Source organism: Thomasclavelia cocleata, assembly GCF_900102365.1.
Classification (GTDB): domain Bacteria; phylum Bacillota_I; class Bacilli_A; order Erysipelotrichales; family Coprobacillaceae; genus Thomasclavelia; species Thomasclavelia cocleata.
On record NZ_FOIN01000027.1, the window covers coordinates 17682 to 33709 of the forward strand.

18 protein-coding genes are annotated in these 16028 nt (G+C 28.9%); 14 read left to right on the plus strand and 4 right to left on the minus strand.

Translation table 11 applies throughout. From position 1 onward, the window contains the following. Positions 1 to 4: 4 nt before the first annotated feature. The 5 genes from BMW96_RS09655 (at position 5) to BMW96_RS09675 (ending at position 5798) form a co-directional block, all read left to right on the plus strand. A complete protein-coding gene (locus BMW96_RS09655) occupies positions 5 to 1444 on the plus strand; it encodes a TrkH family potassium uptake protein (RefSeq protein ID WP_092355035.1) in 1440 nt (479 codons plus the stop codon). A gap of 44 nt (positions 1445 to 1488) precedes the next feature. Beyond that, positions 1489 to 2667 (plus strand): deoxyguanosinetriphosphate triphosphohydrolase family protein, encoded by a 1179-nt coding sequence (locus BMW96_RS09660; RefSeq protein WP_092355038.1) that lies wholly within the window; start codon positions 1489 to 1491, stop codon positions 2665 to 2667. Between the two features lie 72 nt (positions 2668 to 2739). Beyond that, positions 2740 to 3066: a cyclic-di-AMP receptor gene (locus BMW96_RS09665; protein ID WP_092355041.1), complete on the plus strand. Its 327-nt coding sequence runs from the start codon at positions 2740 to 2742 to the stop codon at positions 3064 to 3066. A 54-nt stretch (positions 3067 to 3120) separates the two neighbouring features. Next, on the plus strand, positions 3121 to 4758 hold the full coding sequence (locus BMW96_RS09670; protein ID WP_092355044.1) for a GNAT family N-acetyltransferase: 1638 nt from the start codon (positions 3121 to 3123) through the stop codon (positions 4756 to 4758). 245 nt (positions 4759 to 5003) lie between these two features. Beyond that, complete coding sequence (locus BMW96_RS09675; protein ID WP_092355047.1) at positions 5004 to 5798, plus strand: folate family ECF transporter S component; 795 nt, start codon at positions 5004 to 5006, stop codon at positions 5796 to 5798. Positions 5799 to 5876: 78 nt separating this feature from the next. Here BMW96_RS09675 and BMW96_RS14170 read toward each other — a convergent pair whose 3' ends face one another. From BMW96_RS14170 to BMW96_RS14175, 4 genes are all read right to left on the minus strand, one after another. Then, positions 5877 to 6014, minus strand: coding sequence for a hypothetical protein (locus tag BMW96_RS14170; RefSeq protein WP_157796138.1), 138 nt, complete (start codon positions 6012 to 6014; stop codon positions 5877 to 5879). Between the two features lie 23 nt (positions 6015 to 6037). Beyond that, positions 6038 to 6214: a hypothetical protein gene (locus BMW96_RS09680; protein ID WP_180320385.1), complete on the minus strand. Its 177-nt coding sequence runs from the start codon at positions 6212 to 6214 to the stop codon at positions 6038 to 6040. Between the two features lie 49 nt (positions 6215 to 6263). Beyond that, entirely contained in the window at positions 6264 to 6476 is a 213-nt protein-coding gene (locus BMW96_RS14805) for a type II toxin-antitoxin system RelE/ParE family toxin (protein WP_143050733.1), read from the minus strand. Between the two features lie 96 nt (positions 6477 to 6572). Beyond that, entirely contained in the window at positions 6573 to 6740 is a 168-nt protein-coding gene (locus tag BMW96_RS14175) for a hypothetical protein (RefSeq protein ID WP_169924279.1), read from the minus strand. A 197-nt stretch (positions 6741 to 6937) separates the two neighbouring features. On the opposite strand from BMW96_RS14175, the gene BMW96_RS14810 reads away from it, so the two are divergent. From BMW96_RS14810 to BMW96_RS09725, 9 genes are all read left to right on the plus strand, one after another. After that, positions 6938 to 7144, plus strand: coding sequence for a transposase (locus tag BMW96_RS14810; RefSeq protein WP_143050731.1), 207 nt, complete (start codon positions 6938 to 6940; stop codon positions 7142 to 7144). A gap of 409 nt (positions 7145 to 7553) precedes the next feature. Beyond that, the gene (spoVAC, locus tag BMW96_RS09690; protein WP_092355053.1) at positions 7554 to 7997 is read left to right on the plus strand and encodes a stage V sporulation protein AC; all 444 of its coding nucleotides are present in this window, start codon (positions 7554 to 7556) and stop codon (positions 7995 to 7997) included. Next, on the plus strand, positions 7975 to 8979 hold the full coding sequence (locus BMW96_RS09695) for a stage V sporulation protein AD (RefSeq protein WP_092355056.1): 1005 nt from the start codon (positions 7975 to 7977) through the stop codon (positions 8977 to 8979). Before spoVAC ends, BMW96_RS09695 begins: the two co-directional genes overlap by 23 nt. Beyond that, complete coding sequence (gene spoVAE, locus BMW96_RS09700; RefSeq protein ID WP_092355059.1) at positions 8979 to 9329, plus strand: stage V sporulation protein AE; 351 nt, start codon at positions 8979 to 8981, stop codon at positions 9327 to 9329. The genes BMW96_RS09695 and spoVAE overlap by 1 nt, the downstream gene beginning before the upstream one ends. Then, positions 9329 to 10606: a spore germination protein gene (locus BMW96_RS09705; RefSeq protein ID WP_180320386.1), complete on the plus strand. Its 1278-nt coding sequence runs from the start codon at positions 9329 to 9331 to the stop codon at positions 10604 to 10606. Before spoVAE ends, BMW96_RS09705 begins: the two co-directional genes overlap by 1 nt. 112 nt (positions 10607 to 10718) lie before the next feature. Next, positions 10719 to 11447 (plus strand): segregation/condensation protein A, encoded by a 729-nt coding sequence (locus BMW96_RS09710; RefSeq protein WP_092355064.1) that lies wholly within the window; start codon positions 10719 to 10721, stop codon positions 11445 to 11447. Next, positions 11447 to 12070 (plus strand): SMC-Scp complex subunit ScpB, encoded by a 624-nt coding sequence (gene scpB, locus BMW96_RS09715; RefSeq protein ID WP_092355067.1) that lies wholly within the window; start codon positions 11447 to 11449, stop codon positions 12068 to 12070. The genes BMW96_RS09710 and scpB overlap by 1 nt, the downstream gene beginning before the upstream one ends. Next, complete coding sequence (locus tag BMW96_RS09720; protein WP_092355070.1) at positions 12057 to 12578, plus strand: DUF5662 family protein; 522 nt, start codon at positions 12057 to 12059, stop codon at positions 12576 to 12578. The genes scpB and BMW96_RS09720 overlap by 14 nt, the downstream gene beginning before the upstream one ends. 412 nt (positions 12579 to 12990) lie before the next feature. Continuing rightward, a partial coding sequence (locus BMW96_RS09725; protein ID WP_143050732.1) for a glycoside hydrolase domain-containing protein occupies positions 12991 to 16028 on the plus strand: 3038 nt, incomplete at its 3' end.

Sequence of the window (16028 nt, forward strand, 5' to 3'; positions counted from 1 at the left end):
TTAAATGAATAGAAAGATGATAATTTATACATTAGGAAAACTATTATGCATAACAGGGCTTTTAATGTATATACCAGTATTAGTTGCATTAATATATCAAGAAACTGAGGGAATAGCTTTTGCTATAGTTGGTGCGATTTTATTTGTTTTAGGTATATCTGTTTCATATAATCAGCCAGTTAAAAAGAATATATATGCACGAGAGGGATTTGTAATTGTAGCATTGAGCTGGATTTTAATTTCTATTTTTGGAGCTTTGCCATTTTATATAACAGGAGAAATTCCTTCATTTATTGATGCCTTTTTTGAAATGGTTTCTGGTTTTACAACAACAGGATCATCAATTCTTAATGATATTGAGGCTTTAAGTCATGCTAGTTTGTTTTGGCGCAGCTTTTCTCATTGGCTTGGAGGAATGGGAATTTTGGTTTTTGTAATTGCGTTTATTCCGATTTCATCAGGTCGTTCATTACATATTTTAAAAGCTGAAGTTCCTGGTCCAGTAGTTGGTAAGCTTGTTTCTAAAATTCGTTTAACAGCAAGGATTTTATATATTATATATGCTATTTTAACATTAGTAGAAACTGTTTTATTATTGTTTGGTGGTATGCCTTTATTTGATAGTCTTTTGAATTCTTTTGGAACTGCAGGTACTGGAGGATTTGCAATCAAAAATGCAAGTATTGCAGCTTATGATAGTGTCTATGTTGATACTGTTATTACAGTATTTATGATTTTATTTGGGATTAATTTTAATCTGATTTATTTTATAATTATTGGAAAAATTAAAGAAGTTTTTAAAAGTGAAGAATTACGTTATTATTTTTTAATAATTCTTGGTGCTGTTATTTTAATTACAATTAATATTTTACCAATGTATGATTCTATTTTATCTGCAATTCGTTATTCTAGTTTTACAGTTGGGTCAATCATTACAACAACAGGTTTTGTAATTGCTGATTATACTAAGTGGCCAATGTTTTCACAAATGATTATTATTGCTTTAATGTTTGTTGGTGCTTGTTCTGGTTCTACTGGTGGTGGAATGAAAGTTTCTAGAATCGTAATTTATTTAAAAAATGCAAAAAAAGAACTAAAACATTTATTACATCCTCATAGTATTCAAACTGTAGAATTTGAAAAAAATTCAATTGATGATCATGTCATTGTTAATATTCATGCTTATTTAGCTTTATATTTAGCTATTTTTGCAGTTTCATTATTAATCTTAACATTTTTTAGTCTTGATTTTGAGAGTGCTTTTTCAGCAGTAGCAACATGTTTAAATAATGTTGGACCAGGATTAGGGGTAGTTGGACCAGTGAACAATTTTTCGTCATTATCAGATATTTCAAAACTTGTTTTATCTTTTGATATGTTAGCTGGGCGTCTTGAAATTTTTCCGATTTTGTTATTATTTGCACCTTCACAATGGAGAAAATAGCATAAAAAGTAATAAATTGTGTAGAATATATAGAGGGTGATTCAATGAAGAAAGAGGAGCTTGTAATCAAGAATACGCTTCAAATGACAAAAGAGGCGGATGAACATCTTTCTATTTATGCAACAAAAAATAGTGATTGTATTAAAATAAAACAAACTATTAAGGATAAAGAAGAGTTTGATATTCGTTGGCCTTTTGAAGAAGATATAGATCGGATTCTATATTGTAAATCATATCAACGTTATGTCGATAAAACACAAGCTTTATCCTTTTTTCGCAATGCTCATATCTCTAAACGTTCAATTCATGTTCAATGGGTTAGCAGGATTGCAAGACAAATTGGTAGAGGATTAAATTTAAATTTAGATCTAATTGAAGCAGCAGCTTTAGGTCATGATTTAGGACATGCACCCTATGGTCATGTTGGAGAAAAGGCTTTAAATGAAATTCTTCAGGTTAAGGGTTATGGTTATTTTGCTCATAATGCCAATAGTGTTCGTAATATTCTTTTTTTAGAAAGAAATGGAATTGGCTATAATGTTTCACTGCAGGTTTTAGATGCAATCTTATGTCATAATGGTGAAATGTTATCAAAGAAATATATTCCTGATACTAATAAAACTATTAATCAATTTTGGAGAGAATATGATGATTGCTGGCACAAAGAAAATACAAGTAAAAAAATTCTACCAATGACACTAGAAGGATGTGTGGTTAGGATTTCTGATGTGATTTCTTATATTGGTAAAGATGTTGAGGATGCAATTAGAGTAGGAATTATAAAACAGAGTGATTTACCTAAAGAAGTTACTGATATTTTAGGTTTTAATAATAAGTCGATGATAAATCGTTTAATTGGTGATTTAGTAATTCATAGTTATGAATTGCCTTATTTGCAGTTTTCTAATGAAGTATTTGAATCATTAAAATGTTTATTAAACTTTTTAACAATAAAGGTTCATCAACATCCTGTTTTAGTAAAAGAAAATGCTAAACTGATTAGAATGATTAAACAATTGTATGATATTTACTATGAGGAATTAACTGATTTGGAAAATGAAAATTGTAAAATTAAAACCTTTGTTGCAAAGATGTCTTCAACTTATCAAAGTAATGATCCAGCTTTAATCGTTGCAGATTATTTATCAATGATGACTGATTCGTATGTCTTAGCTGAATATGAATCAATATTTTTACCAATCCAGCATAATGAAATAATTTAAGTTTATGTTATTATATTGGTATTATCTTTTTTTAATTCGTAGTATAATATATTTATAAGAGGAGGAGCTAATATGAAACTGATAATTGCAATTGTTAATTCTGATGATAGTTCGTCGGTTCAAGGAGCCCTTACTGAAGGCGGATATTTTGTAACAAAATTATCTACAACAGGGGGATTTTTAAAAAAAGGAAATACGACATTTTTTGTTGGAACCAATGATGATAAGGTTGAGGACTGTATTTCAATAATAAAAGCTAATGCTAAAAAACGGGTTGAAAAAGAGCCTACTATTCCTCCAACTGAAATGGGAGAGTTTTTTACACCGATTATGGTAGATGTTTTAGTTGGTGGGGCAACTGTATTTGTACTTAATATTGATCAGTTTGAAAAATTCTAAAAAAGAAGTAGCTTAGCTACTTCTTTTATCATATAATGGTTTAAGGTGATTATAATGGAATATAGATTAATAAGAGAAAATGAAATTGATACTGTAATCAAATTAATTGATAAAGTTGTTAAAGAATGCGTATGTTTGGATTTTGAGATTGAAAGAAAAAGTGATTTTTATTTAAATAAGTATAGTCTTACATATGTTTGTTTAGATGATAATAAAATTGTTGGGATGGTTAGTTTAACTAATGGAAATTATTTAAATTTATTATTTGTTGATAAAGAATATCGTAGAAGAGGAATTGGCAAAAAATTAGTAGAAATAATTGATAATCTTGTTTTAGAGGATTTAGAAGTAAATGTTGGTGCTTATGCTAAATCATTTTTTGAACATATTGGTTTTAGTTTAAAGGTAGATTTTGAAAAAAAAGATACTTATTCAATGATAAAGAAAAGATATGTTGAAAAAAAGTTTAGTAATTATGATGAGGTAGTTGAGTTTATTAATGGTCAAAAAGATCGTGTTTATAGTTTAGATAATTTTAGGAATTATATGGAGAATTTAGGCAATCCACAGTTAATTCTTGATTGTGTTCATATTGGTGGAACTAATGGAAAAGGTTCAACTACTAATTATATTAAAGAAGTATTAAAACAAGCAGGATATAAAGTTGCAACTTTTACTTCACCAGCTTTGTATTCTAGGCTAGATATTATTAGAATCAATGATCAGTTTATTGATGAACAAACAATGGTAAATTATGCTAATCGTTATGTTGATTTATGGCTTAAGTATGAAATATCGATGTTTGAAATTGAGGTATTTATTGCAATAATGTATTTTATTGAACAGAAAGTTGATATAGCATTGTTTGAAGTAGGTTTAGGTGGTTTATTAGATGCAACAAATATTATTATGCCTAAATTAGCAATCAACACTAATATCGGTTTAGATCATGTATATTATTTGGGTCATGATTATCAAAGTATTGCTTTGAATAAGGCAGGAATAGTTAAAGAAGGAATAGATTATTTAACTGGTGAAACAAAACCAGAATGTTTAGTAGTATTTGAAAAAGTATGCCAAGAGAAGCATAGTACATTATTAACTTTAGCACCAATTACAAATATTATTGATGGTAATAATGTTAGCTATCGTTATCGTAATTATGATATTATTTTAGATACACCAGCATTATACCAAATATATAATAGTGCATTAGCTTTAGAAGCTTTGTTATACTTAAAAGAACATCAGATTATTAATTTTAGTGATGATGATTTGTTACAGGGAATGTATAATGCTCGTTGGGCAGGACGCTTTGAAATAGTTAATATTGAGCCATTAATAATTATAGATGGTGCTCATAATAAAGAGGGAATTGATGCTTTTTATGAATGTGCAAAAAAGTATGATAAGATAAAGATTATATTTAGCGCTTTACGTGATAAAGACTATAAACATATGATTGAAAAGTTATTATCATTAACTGATGATATCACAATTTGCGAATTTGAACATGTTCGGGCAAGTGATGCTAAAACACTTGCTGATGGTTTTAATGTTAAAATTGAACCTGATTATAAAGTGGCTATAGATGATGCTTTTAGTCATGATGGGACTGTTTTTGTTACAGGATCACTATATTTTATTTCTAAAGTTAGAGAATATATTGTAAAAAAATTGTCATGTGATTAAATATTTGAATTTTGTTATTTTTAGTTTATGATGATTATTTTTTATTGATGATGATAAAAAATTACTTGAAGTAAGAAAAAAATTGTAGTATTATACATATTGTATACATTTTGTATATAATTTAGAAAAAGGGGGAGTCTACTTTTTAGTAGCAATCGCATGTACGGTCGATGATCGGAATTAACGCCTGTGGACTAGAAATGAGGATGAAGCAGGAAAGATTGTAAATAAGTAGCAATCAGATTATGATTCAAATTATTTGCGGATTTATTTTAGTTTTAATTGGAATATTGGTATTTTGGAAATTTCCAATTAAAAGTGACACTAAGTCACTTACATTAGCAGCCTTATTTATTGTATTGGCAGCAGTTTTAAAAAGGTTATCAATTATGATACCACTATTTGGATTTGAGAGTTTGAAAGTCTCAATTGAAGTTATTCCAATGTTGTTAGCTGGAATATTGTTAGCACCAGGATACTGTTATATTATTGGTCTTGCAGTAGATTTAATTGGTTTACTCGTGACTCCGACAGGATTTCCGTTTTTAGGATTTACTTTGAGTGCAGTGTTGCAAACTTTAATTCCATCAATTGTAGTAACAGCTATAAAAGAAAGTTATGCTAATTATTTAGAAAAAGTTATCAAGGTCGCTTTGGTTTTATTAGTAATTGGTGCGTGTAGTTATGTTTATAGTTTAGATCAGGTAACAATTTCAAAAAATATAGTTAATATTACACTTAGTCATAAGATTATTATTAGTATAACCTGTATTGTAATGATAAGTATTTTATTTATTGTGATGTATTATTATAAAAGGAAATTAGATGAATCAGAGTATCATTTGTTTAATTTATGGATGATTTCAGTAGTAATTGTTGAAATGTTAATTACTTTTTGTTTAACACCATATTGGTTACAAGTGATGTATGGAATACCTTTTACACTCTCTTTGTTTATTCGAGTGATTAAAGAGTGTATCATGATTCCAGTTGATATCATTTTAGGATATAATGTTTTAAGAATTATAAAAAAATTGTAGAGTCTTGTAATAAGCAATGTCATTAAGTTAAGGATTTAATGCCATTGGAGGAGTACATAGTAATGTACCCCTCTTTTTTTATAATAAAATTATCTGAGTTTCTTTTAAAATGTGTTGACATAGAATCATTTTTCTAATAGCTTTTTGTTCATTTTCTGCTTCAATGATTTCTCGGTATTGAAGTGTTTCTGTAACTTCTACTTGATATTTATTCATTCATTTTCTTCTCATTTATTTCTTTACATAAAAAAATCAGTATTTTGTTCTAATTTTTCATACTGATTCTTCAAATTATTTAAGTCTTTTAATTGCAATTGGATAACATTTAATTCATCTTCTAACTGGCTTTTCTTGTTCAATTTTATTTGTTTTTGTTGTTCTAGTCTTTGTATTTTTCTGTTGATTTTCTTAATCATCTCATACACCTCTAAACAAAAAGGAGCAATTCCAAATAAGAATCACTCTCTAAACTTCAGATTTTGAATCACTTAATTTATTTTGATAATCTTCCAATTCATGAAAAATTCTAAATATAACCAATTCGTTTTTTATCTCATCTATATAATAAACAAAGATATAATTTCTAACAATCATCTTTCGATAATCATAATCATATTGGCGAAAAATAACACGATATGATTGTGGAAAATTTTTAATAATTTCTAATTTGTTATCTATTTTTTAAAATACGTTAAAATATTTGGATTTCCATATCCGCTTAAATAAGATAAAATACTGTTTAAATCATCAATCGCTGAATCAGTATATACGACTTTATAGTTCAAATTCATATTTTTTACTGAACATATTCCAAACTTCTTCCTCAGAATGTGTTCTTCCTTCTTCATAATCCTTTTTAGCTTCTTCTAGTTTTTCTTCAATCGTTTTCGGACGAATAACAGTTTTATTATCTAATGAATTAATATTTTTTAACGGTTTCATCTCTATTATCCTCCTTGCAAAGATTATATCATTTTTTCTTAATATAAATAAAAATTCATTTTAATTAATCAAAAACTCATAAAATTTCATTAAATATCTATCCAAAATTGACACCATTCTGTTTTATGATATGCATAAAATTTTCATTATTTATCAATATTTCTTTGTCATGATTTGATATTAAAAACTCATCTTTTATGATTTCTTTATTTTCAAAATATGAAAAATTCACTATTGATGGTATTAAGGATTTATATTGTAAGCGCTGTGGTATCGAAAATTCATTTAGAGAACTGAAATATGCGATTGGATTAAATGCACTGCACTCCAAAAAAAGAAAACTCATTGAACAGGAAACATATGCACGTATGATACTCTATAATTTCTGTCAGCGTATTGTTTAAGAAATAAAAATTCTAAAGAAAGATAATAGAAAGTATGAATATCAAGTCAATTTTACAAGATCATTTCATATACTAAGACATTTTCTAAGAAAAACAGATGGGAAAACCCTACCTGTAGATCATTATGCCAATTCGACCCAGTAGAATAGATACACAATACGTTAAAGCAAAAATGGTCGTGTTTTTTAACTATAGATATGACTAGTCGTTACCAATTATGCACCTTATCAAATGTAGTATCAATACTACACTTTTTTAGCTTGAGCAAATTAAAAACCAAAAGACAATACTCATTTGGTATTGTTTCTGGTAAGAATGTTATCATCTTAACTTAATGACATTGCTTGTAATAAGACTCTTTTTTGTTTAATTTTATTTTAATTGGAAAAAATATTGTGAGGTGAAATTAATGAATACGTCTAAATATAATAAAATTGCTGAACAATTGAAACCGCCAAAACAAGTTGGAAAACATTGTTTAAGTGCATTTATCTATGGAGGAATAATTGGAGCAATAGGTCAGGGAATATTAGATTTTTATATGATGATTTTTGATGTCAATGAAAAAGAAGCTACACCAATGATGATTATAACAATCGTTTTAATTGCTGCTATTTTAACTGGATTAGGTGTTTATGATCGAATAGGTAAAAAAGCTGGAGCTGGTACTTTTATTCCTATTACAGGTTTTTCTAATAGTATGACTTCAAGTGCATTAGAAGCAAAAAGTGAAGGATTAGTAACAGGAATAGGTGCTAATATGTTTAAATTGGGTGGAACTGTAATTACTTTTGGTATTGTTGCATCATTTGTTTTAGGAGGGATTCGTTATGTCTTCAGTTTTATCTGGTAGTTCAATGACTTTAAAGAATGTCTATGTAAGGGCTATTGGAACTACTGCAGGAATAGATGAATTTAATGGACCTTTAGGTGATTATTTTGATCGTCACTATCCAGATTTTCACTTTGGTAATGATTCATATGAACAAGCAGAAATAGCAATGTTGCAAGATGCGATAAGTATTGCATTAAAAAAAGGAAAGTTAAAAAAAGAAGATATAAACGTGTATTTAGGTGGCGATTTAAATAATCAGGTTACAGCAAGTAATTATACTGCCAAAGATTTTCATAGGCCATTTATGGCTATGTATGGTGCTTGTGCAACAATGGGATTAGTAATAAATACGGCTTCAATGTTAATTGAAAATCATAGTTTGCATAATGCTAACTGCTTTGTTTGCAGTCATAATGCTACTGCAGAAAGACAATTTCGTTATCCAGTGGAATATGGTGTACAACGTAAAGAAACAATGACTACTACAGCTACTGGGGCAGTAAGTGTAATTCTTGATAATAATCCTAGTTCAATACGAATTGAATCTTTAACCATTGGTAGAGTTGTTGATTTGGATCAAAGTGATCCTAATGATATGGGAAGAGCAATGGCACCTGCTGCATTTGATACTTTGTGTAATCATTTAACAGATTTAAATCGTCAGGCTACTTATTATGATTTAATAGTAACTGGTGATTTATCTAATTATGGAAAAGCTATTATGAAGGAGTTAATGAAAGAAAATCATATTAGTTATAAAGAGTATGATGATTGCGGTAGTCTTTTATATAGTAGTGATCAAGATGTTAATCAAGGTGGTAGTGGACCATCATGTAGTGCTTTAGTTGCATTTGGTTATTTATATCAAAAAATGCTAAAACACAAGTATAAAAGAATTTTAGTAATTACTACAGGAGCTTTATTATCACCAGTTATGACTAATCAAAAACAAAGCATTCCTTGTATTGGTCATGCTTTTAGTTTGGAGGTAGTAGAATAATGAATTATCTTTTAGCATTTATATTTTGTGGTCTTGTTTGTGTAATTGCTCAGCTTATTTATGAGTATACAAAATTAACACCTGGTCATATTACTAGTATGTTCGTGGTTATTGGGGCTTTTTTAGATTTATTTCATATTTATGATAAACTAGTTGAAATTTTTCATGCTGGAGCATTGCTTCCAATTACTAGTTTTGGTCATTCATTAATGCATGGAGCATTAGCAGCAACGAAAGAATTTGGCTTTTTTGGACTTGCCTTGGGAGTATTTGATTTAACTGCCGCAGGGATTAGTAGTGCCATTTTATTTGCCTTTCTTGTTGCTGTATGTACTAAACCTAGATCATAATGAAGAATCCATCATTTGATCTCAATACCCGAACTCTTGATTTTGAAAATGAAAAAGTAACAGTTAATTATGTTTCTAGTCTTTGTTCAGATGATTTAATTGCTTATTTAGTTGAAGGAATTACCAATCATCGTGGTGAAACACTCAAAGACTGTTTAAATAATGGTGATGTTAAAGAAGAACCTGATTTAGAAAAAGCTCAATATGCTATGCTTACAGGATGTGCAGTAGTTGGTTATCGGGATACTCAGTATGTATTAGATACTAGACGTTTTCCAAGTCGTTCTGTCGAAGAACCTGAAACAGAGAAAAGTGTGCGTGGTTCTAAAGATGGTTTTAATGAATCAATGCTTACTTGTGCAGGACTAATTCGTCGTAGGATTAGAACGATTGACTTAGTTATGAATAAGCAAACTATTGGTAAAAATAATCCTTTAGATATATGTTTGTGTTATTTAAATGAAAAAGTTGATCAAAATATGTTACAGACAATTCTAGAGCGTATTAAGGAAATTAGAAATGAAGATCTAGTTATGTCTGATCGTGCAGTTGAAGAAATGATTTTAGATCAGGGCTATAACCCATTTCCTTTAGTTCGTTATAGTGAGCGTCCTGACGTTGTTGCAACTCATATTTTACATGGACATATTGCTATTATTTGTGATACTTCTTCATCTGTCATGATGTTGCCAACAACTTTGTTTGAAATTTTAGAACATGTTGAAGAACATCGTCAGACTCCGATTATTGGTACATTTATTCGTCTAATTCGTTGTAGTGCAGTTTTAATATCGATATATTTAGTACCATTATGGATTCTATTAACAAGTAATGGTGATCTTGACTTAGTATTTTTAGGACAAGTATTATTGGTTGAATTAGCTATTGAATTACTTAGAATTGCAACTATTCATACCCCTACATCTTTATCCAATGCAATGGGGATGATAGCAGCAGTATTATTAGGTCAATTTGCAATAGATTTAGGTATTTTTAGTGAAGAAATATTACTTTTTTGTGCGATAGGTGATGTTGGTGGTTTTGCCACACCAAATTATGAATTGTCACTTACAAATAAGTATTTAAAGATTTTTTTAATTATTTTTTCTGGACTTTTAGGATGGATAGGATTTGCAATTTTTCATATTATTTTAATCGGTTATTTAGTTTCTTTAAAACCACTAGGAACATCTTATCTATATCCTCTTTATCCATTTGATGGTAAAGAAATGCTTAATTTTATTATTCGTAAACCAAAAAGAAAAAAAGGGTCATAGAAGTCTCAATTATTCAAATAATTGGGATTTTTAGTTTGAAAAGAAATCTTCTAATGCAGTAATTTATGTGCTATAATAATTATTGCTTAATTAAAAATAAGGGGGATTTATCATGGAATATCAAGTTGTAATTGAAGATTTTCAAGGTCCATTAGACTTATTATTACATTTAATTAAAGAAAAAGAAATGGATTTAGAAACATTAGAATTATCTGTTATTGCTGATCAATATCTACAATATATCCATGCTATGGATCCGTCTTTATTAGAACTAATGTCAGAGTACTTAGTAATGGCAGCAGATTTAATTGAAATGAAAAGTAAAATGCTTATTCCCAAAGAAAAAGTTACTATAAATGATGACTATCAAGAAGATCCACGTGAGGCATTAATACGACGTCTGATTGAATATAAGCGATATAAAGATGTTCTTGATGAAATCCGTGAAAAGTATGAACAGCGTCAAAATATCATTATTAAACCAGCAGAATCAATGGATGAATATGTTATTGATACAAGTTCTATGATTCCTGAAGGCTTAGAAGTTTATGATCTTATGAAAGCAATGCAAAAAATGTTTCAACGTAAGGCAATGATGAGACCTTTAGATACTCATATTGCTAAAAAAGATATTTCAATAGATGAAAGAACAGAACAAATTAGAGATTATTTTAAAACACGAGTAAACAAAAAGGTTAGATTTGAAGAATTATTTGACCGATATGATCGATTCTATTTTATTGTTACTTTTATTGCTGTTTTAGTTTTAGCTAAAGATAAAGAGGTTGAAATAATTCAGGATGGATTATTTACAGATATATATGTGGAGGGGAAAGTTTAATGGAAGAAATCAGTTGGCTAGATGAGGAAACAAATTATTTAGATATTATTGAAGGGATGTTGTATCTTGCTGGAGATGAGGGAATAGATATTAAACAGGTTGCTGGGATTCTGGAAATAAGTCGTAAAGATGCAACTTTATTAATGGATCAATTTACACAAATGTATGAAAATAAAAGTATGAAAGGAATTATATTAGTTAATTTTGGGGGAAGATACAAATTAGCTACTAATAGTGAATACTTTATTTATTATCAAAAAATGGTTGAACAAAGTAGTGCAAGTCTTTCTAATGCTGCATTGGAAACATTAGCAATTATTGCTTATAATCAGCCGATTACTAGAGCAGCAGTTGAAGATATTCGTGGAGTAGGCTGTGATGCAATGATTCGTAAATTAGTAGCCAAGGCTTTAATTAAAGAAGTTGGTCGTGAAGATAGTCCAGGGATGCCGATATTATATGGGGTAACAGATGAGTTTATGGATGCTTTTGGTCTTACATCATTAGATGAATTACCAGATTTAGCAGATATTGTTGAAGTGGATGACCAGGAAGATATTTTTGCAACAAAATATCGTGAAGATACAGATAATAAAATAGAGGAAAACAATGAAAGCCATTAAACATTTTAGGACAATAACTAAACATAAATATTATGTAATGAAATTATGCTTTCGTTTTGGTTTATATAAACAGGGATTAAAACATGATTTATCAAAATATTCATGGTGTGAATTTTCTACTGGTGCTAAATATTATTTAGGTTATAAATCTCCTAATAGTAATGAAAGAGATCAGATTGGTTATAGTAGTGCTTGGCTTCATCATAAAGGAAGGAATAAACATCATTGGGAATATTGGATTGATTTTACTAGTAAGGGAATTATTACTATTGAAATGCCAATTAAATATGTAGTAGAAATGTTTTGTGATCGTGTAGCAGCAACAATGGTTTATCAAGGTGATAATTTTGATTTTACTGCGCCATTAGATTACTACAATAAAACGAGATTTTATTATATTATTAATGAAAAAACAGATTATATTATCAAGGATATGTTAACCCATTTAGCAAACACTAATCTTGATGAAACAGTAGAATATATTAAAAGAACATATTTATCGAAATAAAGTGCATCTTGTATGGATGCATTTTATTTATCAAAAAATTAGGTTAGCTTAGAAAGAAGTTTCTAAAGTAATGGTTTTTGAACTAGTGTTAAAATGAATGAGTTGAAATGTTTAGTATCATATAATTTTTAGAGGTAAATAAAAAATAAAGATATTAACTGTATTAATTCAATTTATAAAAATTTTCTTAAAGAGTTTAAAAGTTTTTGTGAATAATGTTTATTAAATAATGAATATAAATTGTAATATGTTTTATGTTATAATATATGTAATCGCATACATGGGACATTTTAGAAATGGAGGTGAATAAAAAATATTATCTAGTTAAAATAGATAAATATTGTATGTGACTATATATTGGGATGACTATTTAAGGGATGATTATTTATAAAAAGTAAGAATTGGAGATAACATGAAAACTATGAAAAGAATAAAAAGAATTGGGATTATTGGAATTATTTTAGCTTTTGTTTTATCTGTTTTTTCTGGTGTTATTGTAATTGAAAATGTAAATGCAGCTCAGGAAAATGAAAAAACTATTACTGCAAAAATTGATGTTGGAGAGGGAATTGATAAATTTAATTATTATCCAGAAAACAAATGGAAAGCAGGACCTAAAATTGATGAGTATTTTACAACTGTCGATACTAGACTAGAAGAGAACAAAGATGTTTATTATACAATCGATTTTGAAGGAACAGGAATAGAAGTATATGGTTTTAAAGCACCTAGACATTCAATTGTAGCATTTTCAATTGATGGGAGTGAACCTATAGAAGTCGATACTTTTGCAAGTGTTCGTACAACTAATCCAGTCATGTTGAAAGAATATAAAGATTTGAGCAATGGTCAACATCAAATCAAAGTACAAGCTACTGGAAAAACAAATGTGGCTGCAATATTTGGTGATATACAAGTATCATATGCAAAAATATATAAGCCTAGACAGGTTGCCACAAGTATTGTTTTTAATAAAGAGTCAGCTACTATATATGAAGGGGCTACATACCAAATTGAATATACAACAAGTCCAATAGATGCGATGTTACCAGATGATTTTAAATTTACATCTAATGATGAATCTATTGCTACTGTAAATGATGATGGTTTGGTGACTGCAATCAGTAAAGGGAAAACAGAGATTAAAGGATATTCACCAAGTCTTGGATTTGAAGCAAATATGGAAATCATAGTTGAAAAAATAAGTGATTTACATGCTACTGTTGTTGATTCTAATGATCAATATCAACAAAAACATTATCAAACCTTGATGAATACAAATGAGAGTTTTGAGTCACTATGGTCTTGGAAAAATGATAAAGCTATTTCTCAAATTGCTTTGCTTACAGGAAATAAGGATTTGGAAAATGTAAAGATTGAATTTGGAGAATTTAAAAATAATAATGGAGAATTATTGAATCAAAATAATTTTAAAGCAACTTATATGAAAGAAGTAAAAGCATTTATTGGTAATGCAGGATGGTATTCATATAATCCTGAGGGACATCTCCCAATTGGGCCTAAAGAAGATTATTTTGATGTTATTTATGATTCAGAGCCTTTAGATATAGCTAAAAATCGAGTTCAATTAGTGTGGCTTGATTTTGGTATAGATAAAGATGCTAAAGCAGGCGTTTATAATGGAAAAGTAACAATAAGCGCAGATAATACAGATGTAGAGCAAGTAATTGATTATTCAATTGAAGTAATAGATGCTGATTTCTTAGATGAAAATGAATATAGTTTTAGACCAGATTTTTGGACTTATCCATTTAGTTCAGCTGAATATTACGATGTAGAACCATTTTCAGATGAACATAATGAAATCTTAAAGAAACATTTATTACAATATAAAAACTATGGTGGTACTACATTAACAGGAACATTAGTAGAAGAAGCATGGGGTGGTCAAACATATGGAAAGACTGATGCTGCTACTGGTGATAATGTACGTTGTCCTTCATTAATTAAGTGGATTAAGCAAGCTGATGGAACATGGCGATTTGATTATAATTATTTTGATAAGTTTGTAGAACTTGCTAAATCAATTGATTTAGGAGATGATATTGTATTATATAGTCCAATGCCATGGAATAATCAAATCATTTATTATGATGAAGCAAGTGCAACTACTAAAAAAATTAGTGCTGCACCAGGGACTACTGCATATGCAAATAATTGGAAACCATTTTTTAAAGATTTTGCTGATCATTTAGATGAAAGAGATTGGTTTGATGATATATCTTTAGGATTTGATGAAAGAGATAATATGTTAAGTGTATTTAACATAATTGATCAAATAAAAAATAAAGATGGTAAAGTATTTAAGAAACAGGGAGCTTATAATCATATATATTCAAATGATGGTGTTCCTGATAGAATGGTAAGTTTATCTTTTAATTTAAATCAATTAAGGAATCAAGGAATTGATAAATTTAAAAAGTTTGTTGCTGATAGAAAAGCTAAAGGATTAAAAACAAGTTTTTATACAGGAACAGAAATTTTTCCAAATACATTTGTTCGTTCTCTTCCAGGTGAAGGATATTGGACAATGATGTTCTCAGGAGCTTTAGATTTAGATTATTTCCTTGATTGGGCATATGATGCTTGGGTTGAAGATCCTCTTGTAGATGCAACACACTCATCATTCCAACCAGGAGATTGTTTTATGGTATATCCATCTTTGAGGGATGCTACTAATAAAGAATCTAAACCTTCAATTAGAAGTGAAAAATATGGTGAAGGTATAAGAGATATTAATAAGCTTTATCGTATCAAAAATGAGTGTCCAGCTTTAAAAGATGAGATAGATGCATTATTTGCAACTGTAAAATCTAATTATGATAATGTTACAGTACAAAATGATCCAAGTTGGTTTGTACCTGGAATTACAGGAAGACCAGCCTACTGGGCTTCTGAAAAAGGAAGAAAAGATATTTTAACTGATGTAGAAGCCTTTAAGCAGGGAGTTTATGAAATCAGCAAAAAATATGCTGAATTATCAAAAACAGATCGAAGTGCTTTAGAAATTGCTGTAGAATTAGCAGATGAGGTAACAGAAGAAGAGTTACAAAATGTAGTTCCTATAGTTGTTGCTGAATTTAGAGCAGCTCATAATTATGCTAAAGAAGTTTTAAATGATTCTTTGGCAAGTCAGGAAACAATTGATCTTGCTTTCACACGTTTAGCAAATGCAATGCATATGTTAGAGTTCTATAAAGGAGATAAAACAGAATTACAGGCATTAGTTACTAGAGTAGAAAAATTAGAAGAAGGTAACTATACATCAGAATCTTGGGCTCCATTTAAAGAAGCATTAGATGCAGCAATAGCAGTTATTGGGGATGATAATGCATTAGAACCAGATGTAGAATTAGCGTATAAGAATTTAAGTGAAGCATTTGCAAACTTAAAATTAGCAGCAGATAAGACAAGACTACGAAACTTTGT